Source organism: Lysinibacillus sp. FJAT-14222 (assembly GCF_001278875.1).
Classification (GTDB): Bacteria; Bacillota; Bacilli; order Bacillales_A; family Planococcaceae; genus Lysinibacillus; species Lysinibacillus agricola.
The window spans coordinates 88,647-112,515 of sequence record NZ_LIYL01000046.1 but is presented as its reverse complement, the minus strand read 5'-3'; the positions used below and the strand labels follow the sequence as shown (position 1 = coordinate 112,515).

Annotated in this window: 22 protein-coding genes and 2 pseudogenes; 15 read left to right on the top strand and 9 right to left on the bottom strand. The window is 35.1% G+C overall.

Annotated elements, in window-relative coordinates; genetic code table 11:
• Positions 1–101 precede the first annotated feature (101 nt).
• Together AN161_RS19355 and AN161_RS19350 are read right to left on the bottom strand one after the other, a co-directional pair.
• Entirely contained in the window at positions 102–971 is an 870-nt protein-coding gene (locus AN161_RS19355; protein ID WP_053595985.1) for a transporter substrate-binding domain-containing protein, read from the bottom strand.
• Positions 972–984: 13 nt separating this feature from the next.
• Complete coding sequence (locus tag AN161_RS19350; RefSeq protein WP_053595984.1) at positions 985–2,148, bottom strand: acyl-CoA dehydrogenase family protein; 1,164 nt, start codon at positions 2,146–2,148, stop codon at positions 985–987.
• A 273-nt stretch (positions 2,149–2,421) separates the two neighbouring features.
• Here AN161_RS19350 and AN161_RS19345 point away from each other — a divergent pair, with 273 nt between their 5' ends.
• On the top strand, positions 2,422–3,168 hold the full coding sequence (locus tag AN161_RS19345; RefSeq protein WP_053595983.1) for a hypothetical protein: 747 nt from the start codon (positions 2,422–2,424) through the stop codon (positions 3,166–3,168).
• A gap of 130 nt (positions 3,169–3,298) precedes the next feature.
• Here the strand turns inward: AN161_RS19345 and AN161_RS19340 are convergent, their stop codons facing one another.
• The gene (locus AN161_RS19340) at positions 3,299–3,673 is read right to left on the bottom strand and encodes a VOC family protein (protein ID WP_053595982.1); all 375 of its coding nucleotides are present in this window, start codon (positions 3,671–3,673) and stop codon (positions 3,299–3,301) included.
• Positions 3,674–3,881: 208 nt separating this feature from the next.
• Between AN161_RS19340 and AN161_RS19335 the strand changes: the two genes are divergently transcribed.
• Positions 3,882–5,831 carry a methyl-accepting chemotaxis protein gene (locus AN161_RS19335; protein ID WP_053595981.1) on the top strand — a complete coding sequence of 650 codons (1,950 nt, stop codon included), beginning with the start codon at positions 3,882–3,884 and terminating at the stop codon, positions 5,829–5,831.
• 58 nt (positions 5,832–5,889) lie between these two features.
• Here AN161_RS19335 and AN161_RS19330 read toward each other — a convergent pair whose 3' ends face one another.
• Positions 5,890–6,309: a VOC family protein gene (locus AN161_RS19330; protein ID WP_053595980.1), complete on the bottom strand. Its 420-nt coding sequence runs from the start codon at positions 6,307–6,309 to the stop codon at positions 5,890–5,892.
• A 413-nt stretch (positions 6,310–6,722) separates the two neighbouring features.
• Here AN161_RS19330 and guaC point away from each other — a divergent pair, with 413 nt between their 5' ends.
• The gene (gene guaC, locus AN161_RS19325) at positions 6,723–7,706 is read left to right on the top strand and encodes a GMP reductase (RefSeq protein WP_053595979.1); all 984 of its coding nucleotides are present in this window, start codon (positions 6,723–6,725) and stop codon (positions 7,704–7,706) included.
• Between the two features lie 377 nt (positions 7,707–8,083).
• Here the strand turns inward: guaC and AN161_RS19320 are convergent, their stop codons facing one another.
• Complete coding sequence (locus AN161_RS19320) at positions 8,084–8,308, bottom strand: hypothetical protein (RefSeq protein ID WP_053595978.1); 225 nt, start codon at positions 8,306–8,308, stop codon at positions 8,084–8,086.
• Between the two features lie 251 nt (positions 8,309–8,559).
• On the opposite strand from AN161_RS19320, the gene psiE reads away from it, so the two are divergent.
• The gene (psiE, locus tag AN161_RS19315) at positions 8,560–9,015 is read left to right on the top strand and encodes a phosphate-starvation-inducible protein PsiE (protein ID WP_053595977.1); all 456 of its coding nucleotides are present in this window, start codon (positions 8,560–8,562) and stop codon (positions 9,013–9,015) included.
• Positions 9,016–9,050: 35 nt separating this feature from the next.
• On the opposite strand, the gene AN161_RS19310 is transcribed toward psiE, so the two are convergent.
• A complete protein-coding gene (locus AN161_RS19310) occupies positions 9,051–10,307 on the bottom strand; it encodes a GNAT family N-acetyltransferase (RefSeq protein WP_053595976.1) in 1,257 nt (418 codons plus the stop codon).
• A gap of 149 nt (positions 10,308–10,456) precedes the next feature.
• On the opposite strand from AN161_RS19310, the gene AN161_RS19305 reads away from it, so the two are divergent.
• The 3 genes from AN161_RS19305 to AN161_RS19295 all read left to right on the top strand — a co-directional run bounded on the left by AN161_RS19305 (position 10,457) and on the right by AN161_RS19295 (position 13,115).
• Positions 10,457–10,804, top strand: coding sequence for a helix-turn-helix transcriptional regulator (locus AN161_RS19305; protein ID WP_053595975.1), 348 nt, complete (start codon positions 10,457–10,459; stop codon positions 10,802–10,804).
• The gene (locus tag AN161_RS19300) at positions 10,791–11,798 is read left to right on the top strand and encodes a hypothetical protein (RefSeq protein WP_053595974.1); all 1,008 of its coding nucleotides are present in this window, start codon (positions 10,791–10,793) and stop codon (positions 11,796–11,798) included. The genes AN161_RS19305 and AN161_RS19300 overlap by 14 nt, the downstream gene beginning before the upstream one ends.
• 180 nt (positions 11,799–11,978) lie before the next feature.
• Positions 11,979–13,115, top strand: a complete 1,137-nt coding sequence (locus AN161_RS19295; protein WP_053595973.1) for a fused response regulator/phosphatase — start codon at positions 11,979–11,981, stop codon at positions 13,113–13,115.
• A 70-nt stretch (positions 13,116–13,185) separates the two neighbouring features.
• On the opposite strand, the gene AN161_RS19290 is transcribed toward AN161_RS19295, so the two are convergent.
• Positions 13,186–14,025 carry a protein-glutamate O-methyltransferase CheR gene (locus AN161_RS19290; RefSeq protein ID WP_053595972.1) on the bottom strand — a complete coding sequence of 280 codons (840 nt, stop codon included), beginning with the start codon at positions 14,023–14,025 and terminating at the stop codon, positions 13,186–13,188.
• A 4-nt stretch (positions 14,026–14,029) separates the two neighbouring features.
• Entirely contained in the window at positions 14,030–16,765 is a 2,736-nt protein-coding gene (locus tag AN161_RS19285; RefSeq protein ID WP_053595971.1) for an ATP-binding protein, read from the bottom strand.
• Positions 16,766–17,075: 310 nt separating this feature from the next.
• On the opposite strand from AN161_RS19285, the gene AN161_RS30355 reads away from it, so the two are divergent.
• From AN161_RS30355 to rpoN, 8 genes and pseudogenes are all read left to right on the top strand, one after another.
• Positions 17,076–17,237, top strand: coding sequence for a hypothetical protein (locus AN161_RS30355; protein ID WP_201406589.1), 162 nt, complete (start codon positions 17,076–17,078; stop codon positions 17,235–17,237).
• A gap of 101 nt (positions 17,238–17,338) precedes the next feature.
• Positions 17,339–18,283 (top strand): annotated as a pseudogene (locus AN161_RS19280) (M14 family metallopeptidase); the annotation flags it as partial.
• 701 nt (positions 18,284–18,984) lie between these two features.
• A pseudogene (locus AN161_RS19275) lies at positions 18,985–19,230 on the top strand (peptidase M14); the annotation flags it as partial.
• A gap of 239 nt (positions 19,231–19,469) precedes the next feature.
• Positions 19,470–19,799, top strand: coding sequence for a PadR family transcriptional regulator (locus tag AN161_RS19270; RefSeq protein ID WP_053482886.1), 330 nt, complete (start codon positions 19,470–19,472; stop codon positions 19,797–19,799).
• On the top strand, positions 19,796–20,203 hold the full coding sequence (locus AN161_RS19265; protein ID WP_053595969.1) for a permease prefix domain 1-containing protein: 408 nt from the start codon (positions 19,796–19,798) through the stop codon (positions 20,201–20,203). The genes AN161_RS19270 and AN161_RS19265 overlap by 4 nt, the downstream gene beginning before the upstream one ends.
• Before the next feature lie 3 nt (positions 20,204–20,206).
• Positions 20,207–20,866 (top strand): hypothetical protein, encoded by a 660-nt coding sequence (locus AN161_RS19260; protein ID WP_053595968.1) that lies wholly within the window; start codon positions 20,207–20,209, stop codon positions 20,864–20,866.
• A gap of 186 nt (positions 20,867–21,052) precedes the next feature.
• Positions 21,053–21,466 (top strand): MarR family transcriptional regulator, encoded by a 414-nt coding sequence (locus AN161_RS19255; protein WP_053595967.1) that lies wholly within the window; start codon positions 21,053–21,055, stop codon positions 21,464–21,466.
• Between the two features lie 229 nt (positions 21,467–21,695).
• Complete coding sequence (gene rpoN, locus AN161_RS19250) at positions 21,696–22,955, top strand: RNA polymerase factor sigma-54 (protein ID WP_053595966.1); 1,260 nt, start codon at positions 21,696–21,698, stop codon at positions 22,953–22,955.
• Positions 22,956–23,041: 86 nt separating this feature from the next.
• On the opposite strand, the gene aroE is transcribed toward rpoN, so the two are convergent.
• Complete coding sequence (gene aroE / locus AN161_RS19245; protein WP_053595965.1) at positions 23,042–23,860, bottom strand: shikimate dehydrogenase; 819 nt, start codon at positions 23,858–23,860, stop codon at positions 23,042–23,044.
• Positions 23,861–23,869 lie beyond the last annotated feature (9 nt).

The following is a 23,869-nucleotide window of genomic DNA, read 5'->3' as shown; positions in this document are numbered from 1 at the left end:
TGATACAATAGTTCTCTTTGTATGAATAAAGACTGCTGAGTATACTGACTCAACAGCCTTTTATCTGGTAACAGCCGCTAACGCTTGCTCTTTAAAAGAGATTAGCGATTCACAGTTTCTAACACTTCAAATAAATCTCGACCGTAAAACTTAGTGCTTAATTCATTTGTTTTCTTTTGTTCTTTTATTTGTGCTACAGCTTTATCGTAAGCATCTGCAAACTCTTGTTCCTTTTTATTGAACAACGGCCATGTTTTAATAACGTCAAATTCGTTGTAAATTACGTCATCCTTTAAATTATGATAGGGGCCATCTTCTGCTAAAACTTGTTGTTTAAATGGACCTTCAATCATGACACCGCCATCGACACGTTTTTCATTCACCCATTGCACGACATCAACAGTAAATGCATCTCCAGCCTGTAATTTCACTTTATTGTCTGGGTTGGCTTTATTATATTCATCAATAATTGTGTATTGCGCATTATTCGCAGCGATTGGTGCTAATGAATAACCTTTTTTCGCAAAGTCAGCTAATGTTTTTATATCTTCATCTTCTTTACGTAATACTAAACCAGCACTACTTAAGCCTAAAAATTCTTTAGGGAAAATAAACTTTTCTGTACGTTCTTGCGTAAAGAAGGCATTTTTTATTCCTACTTGATATTTCCCTTGCTCAACACCAATTAGTAAATCATCACTAGTTGTCCCTACAAATTCAAACTTATAGTCAGGTAACATCTCATCCACTAGCTTCATAACTTCCACATCGTAGCCTGTTGGATTACCATTATCATCTAGATAACTAATTGGCTTAGACGCCTGGTCAAATGCAACCTTCACTGTACGTACTTTCGCGCCATCCTCTGAATCTTTATCTGAAGCTTCACCTGAATTACAGCCCGCTAAAATAGCAAGTGAAGCCAACCCGATTGCTGCCAATTGAAAAATCTTTTTCTTTTGTTTAAACATATATCATTTCCCCTTATTCATTCGATTTTTGCAGTTCAATTGCGGTATTTGCCAATTTAATAATTGTCATATCATCCATCGGTGGATTATGAAGTCCTGCACGAACATTTCGATAATAGCGCTGCAATGGATTTGTTAATTGTAAGCTTTTTGCGCCTACTACACGCATTGCCTTATCGACGATTTCAATCGCCAAATTTGTGACCGTATGCTTCGCAACTGCCATTTCATTTGTTAAAAGCTCACGTCTAGCCGGGTCATCATAAGCCTCGGCAACTCCATACAGTACAAAGCGTGCTTGATATAGCTTCAATTCAATATCGCCTAGAAGTTGCTGTACATTTGGTAATGTACTAATTGGAGCATTCAAGCTATTAGGTTGATAATGATTGGCAAAATGCAGTGCATAATCACGAGCTGCCTGCGCAATACCTAAGTACGTTGCTGGGATATGTAGAATCCAACCATCTATCTTGCCACCACTTGGATGACTTGGTAATTCTACTAAATAATTTTTAGGGACAATTACATCCTTTAAAACTAGATCATGGCTACTTGTACCTCGCATTGCTGACATTTCCCAGTTTTCTTCAATTGAAAGCCCTTGGACATCTTTATGAATAAGGAAGAAGCCAATTTGATTTTTTTCCTCAATCCATGCTGATGTTAAAAAGTAATCTAGCACAGGAGAGGCTGTCGTAAAGATTTTACGCCCGTTTAAGAGCCAACCTTCTTCTATTGAAACAGCGTTTGTTCCTGGTCGCCCTCCACGTGTGGGGCTCCCAGTTGCTGCTTCACTCACGGCCCTATTTATAATTGCGCCATTTTTTATTTCTTGCGCAAATGTACTTAGTAAATCATCTACCCATAGCTTTTTCTCATATAGTTCACCTACAACACCTAATGTCCACCCTAGTGAGAGTGAAGCATTCTCGTCATAGCTTGCTAACGTTTCTTGAACGAGTACCATATCATAGACTGATAAACCTTCACCGCCATATTCTTTCGGTAAAGTTAGTTTTGGATAACCAATTTGCAAAAGTAATTTATGTGCTTCGAATGGAAAACGAGATTGTTCATCTACCTCTTTAGCCTCAGCCTTGATTGACTCAGAAATAGATGCTAGCTGCTCTAGCCAATACTGTTGTCGCTTTGTTTTAATAAATAAATCCTTCAAGTAAATCTCCTTCTTCCCAAATTATATAAAACATATATATTTACTAAGAATTAATATTGTAAAAAAATCTCTAACTACGTTTTAGTAGCGAGATTATAGTTGGTACTGAATTTTCTGATTCGTTGACATTTATGATACTTTTCACATTTGAAAATGTCAATGGGTTAATTATAAGTTTTTTTATAAGTTTTATCATCATTACTGATTCCTCTAATTTTTATTCACCAAGCAATATTTACAACATATGCTAAAACTAAAGAAAGAGGTGTATGTATGACCAATAATATGAATCCATCTTTAAATAATAATGCTATTTCACCTATGACCCCTCAGGTTATTCAGACGAAATTTGGAGATATTAATGGAGATGGTTTTCTTGAAACGGTTCTGTTGATGGGAACTAAAACTCCAGATAGCCCTTTGTGGAAAAACCTAACACTGGCTATTTTTTATGGACAAACACACCAATTTGAAAAAATAATGCTAAAACAAAGCGTCGGCTATAATCCAACTATATTTTTAGGTGACTTTACAGGTAATCATCTAGAAGATATTTTAGCTATTTCTGATACAGGAGGTAGTGGAGGTATTATCAACGGTGAAATATTCTCCTCAATAAACGGGAAAATGCGCTCAATTTTTGATGCAGAATCTTTTAATAATAAGCTAAAGTACACAGTTAATTATCAAAATCAATACAAAGTAGCTGTCCGTAGCATGAATCCTAAAAAGCAATATATTATCGATTTACAATACAAGGGACCTGATTATTTAGCGGAAATTTATCAGCAAGATGGTACACTGAAGCAGCCTATTGAAGGATGGGTTGACCCAATAAGTGGATTGTATCCAGTGGACTTTGAGCGTGACGGCATATATGAGATTTTAGCTTATCAAGCTATCGCAGGCAGATATCATGCAGATGGATTAGGTGATGTCGAAAATATTTTGAAATGGAATGGCAATGAATTTATAGTTGACCGTCAAACTGTGGGGATTTTCGGAGAGGATTTAAAATAAATAGCTATTTATATAGGATAAAAACAAGAATCTGCTCGATTTCCGCGTAAAACGATTGAAATCGAGCAGATTCCCATTTTAAATCCAGCTTACTTTTTCTGCTTATAGGACAACCATATAACTATATGGTTTATTTTTCTACTAATGCAAAATAATTATTTTCATGATCAGCAAAATTAAAAACTCTACCCATTGGCATCATTACTAAATCCCCTACTTTAACGCCCTTTGCTTGAAAATCTTGATATAGATTTTCTATATGATCGGCATAAAACATAATAGAAGGTGTCCCTAAATTTAATTCAGGCTGCATTTTTGCAATTATTTCTTTATTGTGTAGAACAAAAGTAGTTTGAGCTTCTTTAGTTGGAGCAATTTCAATCCAACGCATTCCTGCCTCTTCCTGGTCAGCAACTACAACAAATCCAACTTTTTCTGTCCAAAACTTTACGGCAGTCTCCTGATCATTTACATATAACATTACTTGTCCAATTTGTCGAATCATAAAAAATCCCTCCTTAACAACATTAGTATACATCTTATAGCACCTTTATATGTCATCTAACAAATATAGTTTTAAAAAATTTATTTAAATATTTATTATGAAAAAATAACCATGCTTAATACTATTTTTGATAAAATGGGCTAGACATCTATTATTTACCTTCAACGGAAAAGTATAGAACAATAATATAAGAGTGGGGATAACACAAGTGAAACAACTAAGTTTACGAAAAAAGCTCATCTATTCATTTTTAGCTATGCTTCTCATCCCAACATTGTTAATCGGCATCGTGTCCTATCAAAGTGCAGGGAAGCAAATTATAATCGAACAGCAAGCAAGCACGACTGAAAGTGTGCGCATGCTAAATACAAATATTACAAACACGATTAAGCCTAAAGTTGAGGACGTTCAATATTTTACTAAAAAGCTTAATCAATCCTATTTACAAGAAGATAAAGTTTCTGACCTTAAGTCGCTCTTACGCGAATATGCCAACATGCACCCAGAAGTCGAATTGATTTATATTGGAACAGCTGATGGAAAAATACTGGACGAGCCTGCTCAAGAATACCCCAGTGGGTTTGATCCAAGAACACGATCATGGTATACGCAAGGTTTAAATAACAAAGGTCAAGTAGCCATTACAGCACCTTATATTACACAAACTTCAGGTGACATTGTTATTACTATTACTCAAGCTTTACAAGACGGTTCCGGGGTTATCGGATTGGACCTCAATATTTCTAAACTGAGTGACATTACGAATGATATACATATTGGAGAAACAGGCTTTGCGTCACTTATAGATAGCAACAAAATATATATTGCCCAACCTGATAAGGAAAGTGGTACTGAGGCAACCGAAAGCTATATTGCAAAAATTTATGAAAAAGATAGTGGTACGATAATAGAAAAGGATCGTCAACTTCAATTTGTCACGAATAAGCTAACAGGTTGGAAGGTTGTTGGTACAATGTTTACGGCCGAGGCTACACAAGCTGCTGCTTCAACCTTTAATATCAACTTAATCATCATTGTTGTTTCCATTACTGTCGGCATTATTTTTATGCTTTTCATGATTAAATCTATCGTCAATCCTATTAATCGACTGAAGGAGAACGCTCTAAAAATTAGTGAAGGTGATCTGACAGCGTTTATCGATATTCATTCAAAAGATGAAATTGGACAGCTTAGTGAAGCATTTGTATCAATGAAAGTTAGCTTAAAAAATCTTATTCGTAACGTCGATCAAGGCTCTAAACACGTACAAACCTCGGCGCAAGGATTATCTGCAAATGCAGAGCAAAATATTGCCGCTTCAGAACAGGTTACTCAAGCAATGCAACAAGTGGCTATCAGTGCTGAAAAACAAACAACCGGAATTGACCAAAATACTATTTCTATTGAGGAAATTGCCAAAGGTATCGTTGAAGTTGCTGATAGTTCAATGCAAGTTTCAGACCTTTCTAGTCAAGCAATTCAACTAGCAGAAGAAGGTGGTAAATCTGTAGATAGAACAGTTAAACAAATGATTTCCATCAACGAATCTGTTACACAATCAGACATTATGATTAAATCTCTCTATGACCGAACAAAAGAGATTGGATCAATTTTAGAAATGATTAGTGCTATTTCCGACCAAACAAACCTACTTGCACTCAATGCCGCTATTGAGGCAGCACGAGCTGGAGAACACGGGAAAGGTTTTGCAGTAGTTGCCGATGAGGTACGAACATTAGCTGAACAATCACATCAATCAGCAGAGCAAATTACTGCACTCATTACTGGAATTCAGCAAGATACTGCTAAATCCGTTCAAACAATGATAAAAGCTTCATCGGACGTCCAAGAAGGTTTACAACTGTCAGAGGATGCAAGCGAAAAATTCGAGAGTATTGTAGAAAGTTTACGTAATATTGCTCCGAAAATGGAAGATATCTCAGCGTCTGCTCAGGAGATGTCAGCGGTAGTCGAAGAAGTTTCTGCAACTGCTATCGAGCTAACAGATCATGCTAAATTAAATGCAGCAGCGTCAGAGGAAGTTGCCGCTTCAACTGAGCAAACATTGTCCTCTATGCAGGAAATGGCTATAGCTGCAAAATCACTACTTGATCTATCTGATGAATTACAAACCTATGTAGATCGTTTTAAATACTAAAAAGAAAGCACGATGTTCAGGGTCTTCTCCCCTTTCATCGTGCTTTTCAATATGAACTTTATTTATTTTCCTCATAACTAAATTGCCACTCAATACCAAACTTATCAGTAAGTGAGCCGTAACATTTACTCCAAAATGTTTCTTGCAGCTCCATACTAACCTTGCCACCATCCTTAAGGCCATCAAAAGCTTTTCGCATCTGATCCTCATCGTCTGAGACAACGGCTAATGTTACATTGTTTCCGATCGTGAATGGGTTGCCCGGAAATGTATCTGAGAACATTACGGTGCTACCAAAAATCGAAAGTCGCGTATGCATTATAAGATCTTTTGCTTCCTCTGGTAATTGATAACTTGGATCCTGTGGTGAATCGCCAAATGTCATAATTTCAGGCTTGTTCGTATTAAAAACTTTCTCATAAAAAGATACAGCCTCTCGACAATTTCCATTAAAAATTAAGTACACCTCTACTGCCATTTCCAACACTCCTTTGTCATTTTTCGAAACAATTCTATTGTACATGGATAACAAATAATTATACAAATTTTAGATGAGCCGACTTAAAGTTACTTTCAAAAATCATTATTCTACAAAAATTGCGAGATTTTTTAGTACAATCGTTTTTTAACAATACGTTTTAATCTTATCGTTTATCCATTTATCCTTATGGCTCGTGTAATTTCCGTTTTCTCCTGCGAATTTCCCCCCTCATTAACTGCCCGTGAAAGCCAGCTTGGTGAAGACTAATAATCAGTGATGATGAAAAAACCCCCACTGATTAAAATTTCACTTTATTTATTTGACATTTACTCAAAAATCATGTAAATTACCAAATGACGAACAATTTAAAATAAATCTTAAAAAATATTCGTATTTTAGGAGTGGATATAATGGATAACGTATTTGACTATGAAGATATTCAACTAATTCCCGCAAAATGTATTGTAGAAAGTCGTTCTGAATGTGATACTTCTGTTACTTTAGGTGGTCATACATTCAAACTTCCTGTTGTTCCGGCAAACATGCAAACAATTATCGACGAAAGTCTTGCTGTGAAGCTTGCTGAAAACGGTTACTTTTATATCATGCACCGTTTTAATCCCGAGACACGTATCGATTTCATCAAAGATATGCAAGGTCGTGGCTTAATCGCATCAATTAGTGTTGGTGTGAAAAATGAGGAATATTCTTTTATAGAAGAATTAGCAGCTGCTAATTTAGTGCCTGATTTTATGACAATCGATATTGCACATGGTCATTCAAATGCTGTCATTCGTATGATTCAACATATTAAAAAACATCTACCAACTAGCTTTGTGATTGCTGGTAATGTGGGCACACCTGAAGCAGTACGTGAACTTGAAAATGCTGGTGCAGATGCAACAAAAGTTGGTATTGGACCAGGTAAAGTATGTATTACTAAAATCAAAACTGGTTTTGGTACAGGTGGTTGGCAGCTAGCTGCACTACGCTGGTGTGCAAAAGCTGCAACGAAGCCAATTATTGCTGATGGCGGTATTCGTACACATGGTGATATTGCAAAATCTGTTCGCTTTGGTGCTTCAATGGTGATGATTGGATCATTATTTGCAGGTCACGAAGAGTCACCTGGCGAAACAATCGAAATCGACGGTAAAACTGTGAAGGAATACTTCGGATCTGCTTCTGAATTCCAAAAAGGCGAACGTAAAAATGTTGAAGGTAAAAAGATGTATGTTGAACATAAGGGCAGCGTCAAAGATACTTTAATTGAAATGCAGCAAGATCTTCAATCATCTATTTCCTATGCAGGTGGCAATAAACTAGATGCCATTCGAAATGTAGATTATGTAATTGTGAAAAACTCTATTTTTAATGGCGATAAAGTATATTAAAAACTAAGAAAACCCAAACAAGAATGGATGGCAGATTCTTGTTTGGGTTTTATTTAATGGATTCCGTTTTTCTACTGGCAATTTGGGTTGCTCTATAGGGGTAAGTACCGAGTGTGAATCTTGGCTGGGCAGGCTTCGGACTACCCGAGCAGTTTTGGCTACACCCATCACTTCTTCATGCTACCTGATCAGTTTTGCCGCTTACCCAATCACTTCTTCACGCTACCTGATCAGTTTTGGCGCTCACCCGATCACTTCTTCGGGCTACCTGATCAGTTTTAGCGCTCACACCCATCACTTCTTCAGGCTACCCGAGCATGCCCCTTTTTCAGCAAAAGAAAAAATGCTACCGATTACGTGTAGCATTTTCCTTAAGATTATAGTTTGTTAATAACAGCGTGGATCGTTTCTTTTAATTCTGCATCATGATCAGAAAGGTCTACAAGGTTTGCTACACGCTCACGTAATACTGGACGTTCAATTACAAGCTTTTCATCAAGTACTTGTACCAGTAACTCGATAACAAGACGATCACGTACGTTTAATGCTTCTTCTAAACGCTCTGGTGTAATTTTTGCATCTGTTTTTGCTGCTTTAGCCATTTTAAAAACCCCTTTTAAATTTTATATTCATGCACATCTATTTTAGCATACAGCTAATTTATTTTGAAAACTTTCTTTCATGAATATATACCAAAACTTTACAAAATAGTACTTAGACATTTACGATAAAATGTTATATTCAAATCATAAAACGATGACGCTCAACCATATGATTATTTTACAACTGCATGTTCGCTTTCTATTTAGTTTTTCTTGTTCACTCAGGACAGTTGCAAGATTGGAGGAATTCGATGAACCAAAAGAACTCAGCTTATTTACATTTAATAAAGGCCGTACCGAAATCTTTACAGTTGTTTCTAAATGTTTGCCTTGTTCTTCTAGCGCTCATTTTATCCTTCTTGCTTCTCAAAGAACTCATCCAATTCCTTAAAATTTTAATATTCAACAATGATGGCGGTGACTATAAGCTTTTCCTTGCTAATATTCTTATTTTCTTCTTGTACTTTGAATTTATCACTATGATTATTAAATATTTTAAAGAGGATTATCATTTTCCACTAAGGTACTTTATATATATAGGGATTACGGCCATGATTCGATTAATTATCGTAGAGCATGACCATCCCATCAACACCTTAATTTATTCACTTATTATTTTAATATTAATTATAAGCTATTTTATTATTAATATTACGCCACTGGAACGACCTGTTAGCTCATCACTCTTTAAGAAAAAAGAACAATAGCTTCATACTGTAGGAATGCCTAATTCTTGGCTTCCCTAAAATGCTGTAATGCACGTTGGTTTATCAAGGACGAAGAAGAGCTGATGCAGCACCTGTACATATTGTTCATCACTAATCTTCACCATGCTAAGCATAAATAACTCTTGCACTGTCACAACTCCCATGACAAGAGAAGAAAGCTCTGCGATATTTATTACCATTTCCACATCATAGTTATTACTGTCTAAAATTTTTATATTACCATCGATAGCCTCGATAACGATTTGTTGATTATTCTCTGATAGTAACGAATCGTTAACCGTAAGCTTAAATGTTAACGTTTGACCATTAAAATTACGCGTTGTTAACTCCTTAAAAAAACCTCTAACATTGATAATACGATACATTAAGCCAACACCTGAAATAGCACTTGCATGGTAGACACTTGGGATTAGATGATCTGTTCCATTTCGTACATCACCTAAAAAGAAGTGAATATTTTCTTCCTGTGTGTTCCATTCAATACGATTTACTTGATCCGCTTGACTATTTAAAAATGCACTGAACTCTAATAAAGCCTCTGGTGTCTCATAGATCCATTCTTTAATGACTAGATTATTAAGTAAAAAATTCGTTTCACTTTGCTTAATAAAGGAAAATACCATATAACCTTGTATCATATCTTCCTCTTCAACAGCAATAATATAGTTTTGCGGGTTTTTAAAAATTGATGAAAGCTCCGATTCGGTTTTCGTTAACATACCATGCTTTTTCGCCGCAACTCTTTTATAACAATCTGCTATCTTATGCTGATCCTGTGCTGTTAAATATGTAAGATGTTTTTTTGTTGGCCCTTTCGGAAAGCTTGATGGTTCCACTAAATATTGATGCATTTTCGGTCCATATCCAAAGCCCATTTTTTTATAAAAGTCAGGTCTAAACGGATATAAAGCAACAAAGTGAACATTTTTTTCTAAAAAATTTTTTAAAAAATAATCTATTAATTCTTTGGCAACCTTCTCTTTTTTATGAAGTAAATCAACTGCGACTAAGCCGACTCCACCGATTGGAATCAGTTTAGAGAAGAGGTTCATTTCAAAATCATGGAGTCGCATACCACCAACTAATTTGTTATCTTCCCATAACCCATAATAATGAATGGATGCATCCTTCTTTTGATTATGCATAAAAAGTGCCTTTAGCTGCTCTTTTGTTGGCTGTAAACCACCCATCCTTCCTGGATAAGCACCAACCACAATATCAACAAAATGTATAAAATCTTCTTCCCTCATTAATTTTTCAACAACTCTCATATCCATCCCCCATCCTTTACAGTTTATTGTAAGGCAGACTTTCATTTTATAAATTTTTTCACATTAATTTCAGTTCTTGATAATAACATATATTACCACATAACAAATAATACTGTATGATTACAGTATTAGAACCCGAGGTGATAAAGGTGAGCTCCTTATTAGATGTATTCACAAAGGAATTACGAGGTGGAGCATTAATGCTTGCTGTTTTAAGTCAACTGCGTACACCACAGAATAGCTATTCCCTTATTCATCGTCTCGAGCAGGTTGGAATTAACATTGAACTAAGTACATTATTCTCGTTACTTCGTCGACTAGAGCATCAGGAAGTGATTACAAGTAGCTGGGATACACCCAAAGGTAAAGCTCGAAAATATTATGTGTTGAGCACATATGGCTCGAATTTTTATGAACAATTCAAAACGGAATGGGCAGCTATGGACTTAGGACTGCATGAATTATTGAAGGGAGAAGGAAAGAATGAATCTGATTGATGTATATATTCATGAAGTAACTAAAAGGATAAGCAAAAATAAACGTGATGATATCGGTCTAGAACTAAAATCCACTATTGAAGATATGTTACCTGAAGATTATTCAGAATCAGATATAAAGGAAGTGCTTAAAAAGCTAGGGAATCCTGTAGAAGTTGCAGCAAGCTATCAAGACACACCACGGTTTTTAATTGGTCCACAAGTGTTTAATACTTATATTAGAACAATAAAATTAGTTGTTCCTTGGGCGATCTTTATTACAGTTGTTGTACAGATGATTGAAAGTATTGTGCTTTATAGCGGAGAAGGTGCACTTCTGTCTGTGATGATCAAAACTATTTCTATAACCATCGCTAATATTATTTCGGTGATTGTAAACGTACTGTTCTGGATTACAGTTGCTTTTATTGTAATTGATAGATCTGGCGGGAATAATATTCGAATCCCCTTTATAAAAGACCATCCAGAATGGACACCTGATGATTTAGCAAAAGTTAAAATAATCCCTAAAGAAAAAACTATTTCACTTAATGATAGTATTTTTAGCCTCTTAGGTATTGTTATTTTTTCCTTTGTCTATTTTAATGCTAATCACCTTTTAGGAATCTATACTTCTCACAATAAAGGCGGCTTGAAATTTGTTATGCCTATATTTAATCAGGATGTCTTACTCTCCTTTGCACCGATTATTTTAATTTGTATCGTTTTAAGTGTAGCTTTAACATTATGGAAATGGAAGGCTGGCCAATGGACAATGTTAATTGCCGTAGCTAATGCTCTTCTTCAATGTACAGGAGTCATTGTTTTTATCCTCATGGCTATTCACCCTGATCTCATACACAGTCCTGCTGTACCTTATATCGCTGCGATTACGGAAACGACCTCTGCTAAGATTTTATTTGCTGTAGATCGAATATTATTAGTAAGCATCGCTATTGCCATCATCGCAAATGCATTTGATATTTATGGTGGCTTTAAAAAGGCTAGAATTTGAAAAGAAATATAAGTTTTGAGAGCTGACTCTTTCTTGTTGGCTCTTTACTTATTCATATATTTATCGACCAACTAGGATACTCCTTAAAATACCGTTATTCCCTAATGTTTTGTATAATAATAAAGTTAATACATTCATATATAATCTGCACTAATTCACACAGAATAAGGGGAAATAATTATGACCATTCTTCTTGTAGATGACAATCAAGTCAATCTATTTGTAATCGATAAAATATTAAAAAATGCAGGTTATGATAACTGTGTTTCACTAACATCTGCCTATGAACTTTTTGATTATTTACAGTTAGATGCACCAAATTCAACAGGAAATTCAGTGGATTTAATTTTATTAGATATTATGATGCCTGAAATAGATGGTATTGAGGCTTGTAAGCGTATTAAACAAAATGAACGGTTTAAAGATATCCAAGTTATCTTTGTCACAGCTCTAGAAGATAAAAACACGCTCGCTAAAGCACTTGATATCGGTGGGGTAGATTATATTACGAAGCCCATTAATAAAACCGAGCTTCTTGCTAGAATTCGGGTTGCATTACGATTGAAAGCAGAATTAGATTGGCATACACAGCAAGAAAAGAAAATACAATACGAATTAGATTTAGCCACACACGTACAAAGAAGCCTTTTGAGCGCCCCTTTAAATGAGGCTACTATTCAAATAGAGGTCTCTTATCTTCCTTCTTCTAATTTAGCAGGGGATATGTATTATTGGCATAAAATAAATGATCATCGATATGCTATCATTTTGCTTGATATGATGGGACATGGTATCCCTGCAGCACTTGTTTGTATGTTTATCTCCTCTGTCCTACGAGAAGCTGTTAAACAATTAGAAGATCCTGAATTAGTTATAAAAGAGTTAAACCGTTATATGACACTTTTACGAAATGGAAAAGAGGACAATCTTTTTTATTTCACAGCTATTTATTTAGTGATAGATACAGAACAAAAAACCATTGAATATGTGAACGCTGGTCATCCTTCTGGCTATGCTCTAGTTGACGAAAAGACGCTCGTACATTTAAATCAAGGAAGCTGTGCAGTCGGCTTTTTCGATGAGATCAACGTACAAAAGCAATTCATTCAATACAATGAGGACGTACAAATTATTTTATATACGGATGGTGTGTTAGAGGCAATGGGACCATGTGAGATGGAATCCGAGAAGCATTTACAAACACTAATATCTACGAAATGGGATCATTCTCGACGTCTGATTGACCATTTACTGCCTATGGAGAAACAAGGGAATCAACCAGATGATATGTGTGTATTAATGATACAGGCACGTTAAACTACATAAAAAGTGACTGTTGCCTAAGTCTCTACTGTGGAGAAACTTGGACAACAGCCTATTTCTTATCTTACTTTATCTTCTGATATATTTTTTCATTGCCTACGATTTCTTTATATTTTGAAATAATATCTTCAAATCGTAGTATCTCTTTATCTCCTAAGCATAAAAATCCATTATTACTTAGGCTTTCGGAAAACAAATGATGAACCTGGTTTTGTAACTCAGGTGAAAAATAAATTAAAACATTTCGACACATAATGACATGAAATTCATTAAATGATTGATCTGTTACTAAATTATGCTGTGCAAATATAATGTTTTTTAACAGTGCGGGATGGAAATAAGCATATTGATCATCTGTTTTATAGTATTCAGAAAAAGCATGGCTACCGCCTGCAAGCATATAGTTTTTCGTATATGCCTGCATTTTGTTAATCGGAAATACTCCTTTTTTTGCCTTTTCCAATACTTGTTCGTTCATATCCGTAGCGTAAATAACTGCTTTATCCATTAACCCTTCTTCCTGGAGCAAAATTGCCATGGAGTATACTTCCTCACCCGTGGCACATCCTGCATGCCATATCCGAATTTCAGGGTAATCTCTTAAAGAAGGTACAACCTCTTCGCGAAAAGCCTTAAAAAAGCTAGGGTTACGGAACATTTCAGTAACATTTATAGAAAAATCATTCAATAGTTGCTCTAAAAACTCATTTTCGTGTATTACTTTTTCAAGTACACGAGAAATGGTTGGAATATTACTCATCCTCATCCTACTATAAATCCTTCTTAATATAGAAGAACGATTATATTGTCGAAAATCAAATCCTGATAAACGATAAATAGCCTCAAGTAATAAATCAATTTCTAAATCTGTATGCTTTTTTTGCTGCAAAGGAAATCGGTCCATTTTATTAACTCCCTTTAGAAACTAGCCATACTCTTAAAACGGATACTAATTGATCTAAATTTAATGGCTTACTTATATAATCTGAAGCACCAGCCTCTATTGTTTTATCTCGATCATTTTTCATGGCCTTCGCTGTTAAAGCGATAATCGGTAAATCCGTAATCTTCATTTGTTTGCGTATAATCGACATCGTTTCATAGCCATCCAAATTTGGCATCATAATATCCATCAGAATAAGGTCAATTCCATCATTAACTTGCATAATATCTAAACACTCTATCCCGTCTTTGGCAACTAAGATATTCATACCTCGTTTTTCGAGTGCATTTTTTAATGCATATATATTACGGTAATCATCGTCTACAAGTAAAATATTTTTCCCTTGAAAAACTTCTACCTCTTGTTGAGAGAAGTCCTTAGTTTCCAATAGCTGTTTTTCTATTAGCTCTTCTAATTCATTAGTAGCCCCTACTTCATGAATAGCAAGTTCAAGACGTTTTTGCTCTTCGATGCCATTTGGCAAGCTTGGGATTGTTAGTGTGAATGTACTACCTTGCCCTTCATTACTTTGTAAAGAAATCCAGCCGCCAAGTAATCCCGCAAGCTCTTTACAGATGGACAAACCAAGACCTGTTCCACCGTATTTACGTACTGTTGCCCCATCAGCCTGTTGGAATGATTCAAAAATAAGCTGATGTTTTTCCTTTGGAATCCCTATACCTGTATCTGAAACTGTGATTTCTAACCAGTAAGCACTAACATCCTGCATATTATTTGTTAACTGTTCTTGACCAAGCTGTTTAATGTCAAGATGAACTGAGCCTTGTTTTGTAAATTTAAAGGCATTTGATAATAAATTTTTCAATATTTGCTGGAATCTTTGTTCGTCAGTATAGAAAACATCGACTACATTTTCGTCTTTCGAAATATAAAATTGTAGATTTTGTTTCGTTGCTACAGGCGCAAAAGTTTGCTCGATTTGTACAGGAACCTCACTCATATTCATTTCATCAAAGCTAATATCCAACTTGCCTGCTTCAACTTTTGATAAATCTAAAATATCGTTAATTAATGCCAGTAGATCTTCACCTGAAGAATGGATAACCTTTGCAAATTCAGCTTCCTCTTCTGATAAAGTATTTTGGCTATTTTCAGCTAACATTTCAGATAAAATTAAAATGCTATTCAGTGGCGTTCGCAATTCATGTGACATATTGGCTAGAAACTCAGATTTATACTTTGAATTTAGTAACAGCTGTTCCGCACTTTCCTCTAATTCTTTTTTAGCTTGTTCTAATTCTCTCGACTTTAACTCTGCCTCTTTTGTTCGTTCTTCCAATTGGTCATTAATCATTGTCAGTTCCTCTGTTTGCATCTGCAATTCTTCTGATTGTGTCTGAAGCTCTTCAGACTGTGCCTGTAATTCCTCTGTCATAGCTCTTGACTCATTCAATAAACGGACAATTTCCATACGCCCTAGGACACTATTGATCGTTAATCCAAAGGTTTCGATAACTTGTTTCACTAGTTCCTGCTGCAGCTTATTAAAGCTAGTTATTGTAGCTAATTCAACGACAGCTATAACGTCATTTTCAAATATAATAGGGACGATAAAAATACCTTTCGGCGGTACTTTCCCTAAACCAGTACCTATTAAACGGAAATCTTCTGGAATATCGTTATAAATTAAAACCTTTTTTTCTAAAGCACATTGTCCAATTAAGCCTTGTCCCAGTTTAAAGCTTTCAATTCCAACGTTATCTCCTGCGTCCGCAAAAGCAGCTTTTTTTACAAATTGTATATGATTATCAGTAGTTTCACGAACATAAAATGCGCCCAGGGAAGACTGCGTTTTTTGCGCTATTTCTGAAAGGAAGGTTTCAGCTAATTTGGTTATGCCAGAAATACCTTGATATTTTGTGACAATTTCTGCGATATTCAACTGTAGCCATTCTCTTCTCTCAAGCGCATCCAGCAATTCATTTGTAGCAGCTGCAAGAGCATTGATTTCATCATTTGTTCTAACATGTATTCTTCCTTTTTGACTGCTCTTGGAAGCAGCGATTTCTCGGATCGTTCGTGTAACCTCAGTTAACGTTTTTACGATTGAACGAGAAACACCACTTGCAATGATAATCGCAACAACTGAAATAAATACAAGTATGCCAAGCAGTGTAAGTGTTACAATACTATTCCTTTTGTCCAACTCATTTACTTTGGCTTGCATAGTTGCAACTACCGCTGAACGGAGTGACTCAAACTGATTTCGTACTATTTCCATGTCTTTACGACCTATATCTACTTTATAAATTTCCCATAACGATTCTGTATTGTTTTCTTTTTTAAATTTAATGGAAGGTTCCGCTGATGTTGTAATCCAATGCTCTATCGTCGTCTTTATCTCATTTAACTTCTGTTGTTGTGTATTTTCTAAAAGCTGATAAAGTTCATTAAAATCAGATTCCCAATTTTCACCAGCTTCGTTGTAAGGTTCTAAGTAGCTTGATTCACCTGTAATAACAAAGCCCCTCTGGTTCGATTCCATATCTAAAATGTGTTTTTCAATGCGATTGGTTAGAGCATGTATAGTTGAATCCTTCTTGATAATATAATTTCTTTCTTTTTGTAGAGAGGAAATTTGATTATTTAAGATAATCACTGATGCAAGTAAACAAAGTATGATAACAATATAGCCTAACGTAATTTTAGTTCGTATACTTATCTTAAATTTATTTAACATTTCTTTTCCTACCTTCACCTGACATAAACTCTATTATCTAGTATTATTGTACATCAAAAAGTAACAAAGTTTCTTCCTCTTAGGTTAAGAGAGTAATCTCTTTGCGAGGAATACTTAACAAAGTTCACATTAAAAGGGTTCATCATCAAAAGTTGTGGATGACTTTTGTTAAAACGTCTACTATGTAAATAAGTTGATCTTCGTTACGACTGGGCGACTCCTTGGGGATTAGCAATAGAGGAACGAAGGCTAAAAACATCACGTCCTGTGATAACGCCTTCGTGACCCATATCCTGTTGCTGCCGCTACGTTGCACTACGCTTTCGCACAAACACATTTGTTGCCCCGACGCACCCAGGAAGCTCTGCTCTGTGCGAAAGCGAAGCGACAGCAACAAATGTTTTATCTGTGCGAAAGCGTAGCGGCAGCAACAAAGCGCCAAGTCGGAACGGTAATCAACCACACGTTTTGATGATGAGCCATTAAAAGTTAATAAGTCCTGTATTCTTTTCATATATATTTTATATTGGCCAATTTTGCCGAGACATAATTGATAGTAAGGAGAGAACAATTGTGGACATTTTCGTAAGACCAGGAGATTCCCTTTGGCATTTTAGTGAAGTGTTTAAAATACCTCTTCAGCTAATTATAGATTCCAACCGAAATATGAACCCTCAATTTTTAAGGGTTGGACAACGCATTCGAATTCCGGGCTTTGTTACGGTCAATTATCAAATAAAACAAGGAGACACCTTTTGGCAAATAGCTCATAGCAGAAATCTCCCATTAGTAGCCATCTTACTTGTCAATCCTGGCCTTAATCCAAATCAATTACAAATAGGCCAGACAATTCGCATTCCTCAACGAATTACATGGAGGCTCGTCAATGGTAAACAAAATTATACCTACACCCTCATGATGAATGATATTAAAAAACTACTTGATGCTTATCCATTTCTACAAAGCTCTACAATCGGACATTCTGTTTTACAGCATGAAATTCCAGAGCTTCTTATCGGAAACGGGACTAAGCGTGTCCATTATAACGGCTCCTTTCATGCGAATGAATGGATTACAACTCCGATTATCTTAACTTTTATAAACGACTATCTACTCTCACTCACCAATCAAAGTACAATTCGCGGTTTATCTCCACTCCCACTTTACCAGCAAACAACCCTTTCCATAGTTCCGATGGTCAATCCTGATGGTGTCGACTTAGTGATACAGGGACCACCTAATGACGAGGCATTAAAAAATCAGCTTATTACTTGGAATAGCAGTAGCACCAATTTCTCTGGTTGGAAGGCAAATATACATGGCGTCGATTTGAACGATCAGTTCCCTGCAAAATGGGAACTAGAAAGTGCACGCAACCCGAAAACACCTGGACCAAGAGATTATGGAGGACAACGACCTTTGTCCGAGCCTGAGGCCATTGCTATGGCTGATTTGACTAAGAAGCGCGATTTTGCAAGAGTTCTTGCTTTTCATACACAAGGTAGAGTGATTTATTGGGTAACTAAACTGTTACGACAAATTTAAACAAAACTATACAAATCTGTATAGAAGCATAGATTTATAACAGAATACCCTTCGTATCAAGCGATTGGTGCGAACTCCACGTTAATTGCTTTTAACTCCTAAAGCCTTGTGACCAAAGCGGAGCTGGAAACGGCAGACGTAACGGTGCGAAAGCAGAAAAAACAACAAGGATGGCATAAGCTGAAAAAAATTACTCAGTGTCCGTAAAGGGTCGTCGTGACAACGGAAAACGGTAGCGCTAAGTGCTTTGGCAATGGATGTTTAGCAGCGAAAGTCCTAAATCTCTAATGAGACAAGGAAGACGTTCAACGACTATCTCCTTGAGGGAGAGTAAAACCGCAAGCGAATGGCGGAAGAAAAATGTGGCTCTTATTAGAAAATAAGATGAAGATATAGTCTGCGCTTATGTGAAAGCATAAGAGGTCTACTCGTGAGAGAAAGACTGCATGAAGGGTTGCGCCTTAATGTGAACAAGAAAAATATATACAACTATAAAAATGTTAACAACGATACTGCGGAATTTAAGCCTTTGAGAGTCATACTAAATGGCAGTAGCTTCGGCGAAATCAGACTCGGAGAATAAGGAAGACACAAAAACGAAAGTCGGAAGATAAAAGTTGTGTCACAGTAGAGATGTTTACATTTTTTTGGAAATGTATATGTTTTTCGTATCGGGCTTTGAAAATCTCGAACCACCTGAGTCAGAAATTCTTGTTAATGAATTTAGTCGAGTTAGTGGCTATGAGCCTATCAAGTCGGCAGGTAGTTATGCAGGTTATAAAGATTGGTTTATTCAGGACTTCCGCAGACCTGGCTTTACCGTCGAGTTAGGTAGTGGTACAAATCCACTTCCACTCAGCCAATTCGACGACATCTACGAAGAGACATTAGGTATATTCCTTGCAGCATTGTATATGTAATAAAAAGAGCCGAGAATTTGTGAAAACAATTTGTGAAGTCGAAGTAACCATCACAATTCAATGCTAAATAAATATCCCCAGTCCCCTTTTACTTCTGAAGTGAAAGGGGATTTTTTAACCTCTAATAATTACACCTCACCGAAAATTTGGACGTATTCGGAAAAATTACTTTGACAGGTAGAGTAATGTTTGCTAATATTACTCTGACAGATAGAGCAATAAAAATAAGTAGGTGACTTATGGTTCGAAGTGACATCATCCGCGGACACTTGGATTCCATTATTTTAAGGTTAATTTTAGAGAAAGATCGTTATGGTTATGAAATTTCTCAGGAAATAAGTATCCGCACAAATAATCGTTTTCAAATTAAGGAAGCAACTTTGTACGCAGTTTTTCAACGCCTTGAAAAAAAGGAAATTATTGAAGCCTATTATGGTGATGTTTCACATGGAGGCAAAAGAAAGTATTACCGTATTACCCCTTTAGGTAAAGCTTATTTAAACGAGCTAGTAAAAGAGTGGTCGGAAGTAAAAGAAATAATCGACTTATTTATGGAGGGCTTAGAATGAAAAAAATAAAAAACCATATTGATGAGCTTTTTAAAGACATTCCTCATAATAAAGAAACAGAGATGGTTAAACAAGAAATCATTCAAAATCTTGAAGAAAAAGTATTTTATTTGATGGATCAAGGGAAAGAACAAGAGGATGCCATCAACAAAGCCATCGTGGAGTTTGGAGATATTGAGGATTTAAAAAAGGAATTAGGTGTCAAGGAGCCCGAAAAGAAAAACATGGCTAAATTAAATTTAGAATTTTCTATATGGGGTAGTAGCTTAATTATTGCATTTTTTGTTTTTATTAATCTTTACTATACGCCACATACAATTTGGGCAATCTATCCAATTTTCGCAATATTATGGTGGCCTCTAGCTATGTACTTCGTTTGGTCACGTAAGAAATGGAGTGAATAAAACATGAAGAACTTTATTAGCTTTTCGATTGTTGGTAGTTTGATGACAATGATTTTTTTAGGAATCGTCAATTATACGACGTCACCTCAGGAGCTTTGGTTTATTTACCCGTGCTTACTAGTTTTGCTATGGCCAATTACGTTATTCTTTATGTCTAAAAGAATGTATAAACAATATTCTCTTGTTTGTAGTGCCATGATTATTGCTTTTCTTATCATTGAAAATTATGTATACTCGCCCGATCATATATGGTTCATTTATGCGGTTTATCCAATCATCTGGTGGCCAATTCTTATGTATTTAGAGGAAAAAGCAAAAACATTAAAAATTGCACTAATAGGCTGTGCAAGTACCATTATTTATTACTCCTTATTAAATATTATTTTGTCCCATCCATACCCTTGGGCGATCTATCCAGCATTTTTAGTAATTTGGTGGCCCTTAGCTTTATACCACGCACAAAGAAAAACGTTTGTAGCATTCTCTGTTACCGCTACAGTTCTTATCAGTATCTTTTTTATTACAGTAAATATTGTCTCTTCACCAGGAGTGATATGGGCGTTTTATCCAATCTTTGTAGTTCTATGGTGGCCCCTAAGCATGTACTTTTATGTTTATAAAAGAAAAATGTACAATTCAACAACTCTTCCTAAAAGAATCTAAAAATTTTGATTACAATTTACATTCGCAGAGGGAATTAGATGAAAAAGATAATGAGATTAATATCTTCTACAGTGTCCGTATTTTACATTGACAAGAAATTAATTTCCTTAAGGATATCGGCAGTAGCCCATATTATTTATTTGCTATATAATTTAGTTATTAAATATTTTAACAGGCTGTGATTATATGTCAGAAAACAATCAACTGCATAACGTGGAAATCATTATGAGAGAGATGCTTGAAATACAGCAAAAATCAAAAATGTTTGTAAATCTCTTATCTGAAGGAGAATCATTATCTCAAAACCAACTGATCCTCCTACTTCAGCTAAAAATTAATGGTGGTATGAAAGCAACAGAAATTGCTGAATTCTTTAGTGTGACACCTGGAGCCGTTACATCAATGTGCGATAAGCTGGAAAAATTAGAATTAGTAGAGCGGCTTAGAGAGAAAGAAGATCGTCGTGTCGTAAAGATGATTTTAACTAATAGCGGCGAATTGAAGGTTCAAGATTTATTTTTAAAGTTTTCACAGGAAAAACTGATAGATATGGCAAAAGTATTGCGTGAGGTTAATCAGTTAATGAATAAAATTTTTTAGGATTTCATAAAATTGAAATCCTTTTTTTATTGCCCAGAAAATATGTGTGGTAATTCATGAAATTCTCATTATTTCCATTGGTTCATTATTCACTTGCACAACTTATTTATATCATATAAACTACTAAAAATTATTATTATTTATACCTTTCTTAATTTAAATAACATTAGAAATATTCTGATTTAATTTTAAGATGAAATGTTAAAATGGAATATAAGAGGTGAGTTCAATGCGTTTAGAAGTAAATCAAAAATTAGATTTAAAATTAGCTATGACAAAACAATTGAGACAAGCAATAGAATTGTTACAAATGCCTTCAGATGAGCTTGAAACATTTCTTATAGAACAATCACTTTCAAATCCCTTAATTGAAGTGAAAGATAGCTTTCACTTTAAGGAAGGTTATCATACAAACAAATATATGAATCTACCTGAAAACAATGCGGAGTTCCGGATATCAAATGTAGATTACCTTTTAAGTGAAATTCGTTTAACTTATCATTCATCTGAAGATTATCAGCTTCTTCAACAGCTTATTCTAAACTTAAATGAGTTTGGTTATTTACCAAATGTGACTCAGTTATTTTCACAGTCTCAATACAACCACGCTTTACAGCTTCTGAAAAATTTAGATTATGTAGGTGTGGGGGCTGCAGATTTTAAGCATTGCTTACTGTTACAACTAGAAGCTTTCTATCCTGATGAATTATTTGCTAAAGAAATTATCCAACATCACTTAGAAAAATTAGCTGATCGTAAGTGGAATGACATAAAAAAATGTTTACAGATAGATGAAGAAGAACTGAAATATAATATAAATATTATAAAATCATTAAACCCAAAGCCTTTTAAACCTGATTATTCTAGTATGTCTGAAGTTATTCGTCCCGATATAATAGTTGACATTAAAGATGATTTCATAACTTACGCTTTAAGTGACTGGTTCTCTCCTTCTATTACTATGACAAAAATAGAGTCGATGTACTTATCAACAGAAGAACAAAAACAAATGAATAAATGGGAGAAGGATTACAACTGGTTATCTCAATCTCTTGAACAACGAAGAGAAACAATGATCGCTATAATGGAGTACTTAATACGAGAACAATTGGAAGCCCTTAAAAATGGACTATATTTTATAAAACCAATGACTCTTAAAGATATTTCAGTAGCTATTGATCGTCATGAATCTACTGTTAGTAGAGCAACGATGAACAAATATATTCAAGCACCTTGGGGAACTTTCTTAATGAAGAATTTATTTTCATCTAAGGTAACGACTCATTCTGGGGAAGATATCTCTAAGGAAAAAATAAAAACACAAATTCTTGAACTTGTAAAAAATGAAAATAAGAAAAAACCATTATCTGATAATAAAATATTGGAACTCATTTGCAACCAAGAAGGAGTTGAGTTATCTAGAAGAACAATCGCTAAATACCGAGATGAATTAAATATCCCCTCATCCTCTAAACGAAAAGAATTGTAGAACGCAAAGAAAGGTGAAGAAAACCGCTAAGCTCTTCTTCACCTTTTGATATATTTTAAGGGGAATTTAATTTTTAATGATAGTCATTATTTATTTATTAAATTTACCATCTGACTGTAATTTACATCTTTCTGAAACCACATTTTTATTGCCTTGTGATTTTGCATAACTAGCATGGTCATACCATTTTGTATACGGGCACCTAAATTTTTAGCTTGTTTAAGAAATGCTGTGTTTTTGGGATTATAAATGACATCCGAAACAATCGCTTTTTCTTTTAGCTGTACAATATTTAGAGGCATGGCATCCGTATGTGGCCACATACCTATAGGGGTAGTTTGAATGATAACGTCATATTTAAGTGTTTGCTGCTCAGCTTCTTCATAGGATAAGATCTTAATATTCGGTCTATCTATCGAGTTCTTCACCTTATCTACTGTTCGGTTTGTTATATCAATTTCAACATCTTCAAATTGCAGGAGCTCAAAGTAGATGGATTTAGCTACTCCACCAAATCCAATCAAAAGAATTTTCATTCCATTCAAGTTTGATAGGTTAAACTCTTGTAAAAGTCCTGCTAACCACGCTTGACCATCAAAATTATATCCAATAAGCTTACCGTTCAATGCTTGAATAATGTTAACAACCCCTGTATTTTTAGCAGTAATATCTAACTCATCTATATATGGCAGCACTTTCTCCTTATAGGGAATGGTGACAAGTAATCCTCCTACACGACTGGATTTTAATTGCATCATTATATTTGTTAATCCATCATCTGCCACTTCAAACTTTTGAAACGTGGCTTGAATATTATTCTCTTTATAGGTTTCATTTTGCAATAAAGGCGAAAGTGAGTGCACTAAGGGATTTCCCAAAATACCATAGACTTGAATAAAAACCACCCTCTCTAT

Coding starts and splice junctions, on each gene's coding strand:
- AN161_RS19355 (WP_053595985.1), bottom strand. CDS start 971: ATGTTTAAACAAAAGAAAAAGATTTTTCAATTGGCAGCAATCGGGTTG.
- AN161_RS19345 (WP_053595983.1), top strand. CDS start 2,422: ATGACCAATAATATGAATCCATCTTTAAATAATAATGCTATTTCACCT.
- AN161_RS19340 (WP_053595982.1), bottom strand. CDS start 3,673: ATGATTCGACAAATTGGACAAGTAATGTTATATGTAAATGATCAGGAG.
- AN161_RS19330 (WP_053595980.1), bottom strand. CDS start 6,309: ATGGCAGTAGAGGTGTACTTAATTTTTAATGGAAATTGTCGAGAGGCT.
- guaC (WP_053595979.1), top strand. CDS start 6,723: ATGGATAACGTATTTGACTATGAAGATATTCAACTAATTCCCGCAAAA.
- AN161_RS19320 (WP_053595978.1), bottom strand. CDS start 8,308: ATGGCTAAAGCAGCAAAAACAGATGCAAAAATTACACCAGAGCGTTTA.
- psiE (WP_053595977.1), top strand. CDS start 8,560: ATGAACCAAAAGAACTCAGCTTATTTACATTTAATAAAGGCCGTACCG.
- AN161_RS19310 (WP_053595976.1), bottom strand. CDS start 10,307: ATGAGAGTTGTTGAAAAATTAATGAGGGAAGAAGATTTTATACATTTT.
- AN161_RS19300 (WP_053595974.1), top strand. CDS start 10,791: ATGAATCTGATTGATGTATATATTCATGAAGTAACTAAAAGGATAAGC.
- AN161_RS19295 (WP_053595973.1), top strand. CDS start 11,979: ATGACCATTCTTCTTGTAGATGACAATCAAGTCAATCTATTTGTAATC.
- AN161_RS19290 (WP_053595972.1), bottom strand. CDS start 14,025: ATGGACCGATTTCCTTTGCAGCAAAAAAAGCATACAGATTTAGAAATT.
- AN161_RS19285 (WP_053595971.1), bottom strand. CDS start 16,765: ATGTTAAATAAATTTAAGATAAGTATACGAACTAAAATTACGTTAGGC.
- AN161_RS19270 (WP_053482886.1), top strand. CDS start 19,470: ATGGTTCGAAGTGACATCATCCGCGGACACTTGGATTCCATTATTTTA.
- AN161_RS19265 (WP_053595969.1), top strand. CDS start 19,796: ATGAAAAAAATAAAAAACCATATTGATGAGCTTTTTAAAGACATTCCT.
- AN161_RS19260 (WP_053595968.1), top strand. CDS start 20,207: ATGAAGAACTTTATTAGCTTTTCGATTGTTGGTAGTTTGATGACAATG.
- AN161_RS19255 (WP_053595967.1), top strand. CDS start 21,053: ATGTCAGAAAACAATCAACTGCATAACGTGGAAATCATTATGAGAGAG.
- rpoN (WP_053595966.1), top strand. CDS start 21,696: ATGCGTTTAGAAGTAAATCAAAAATTAGATTTAAAATTAGCTATGACA.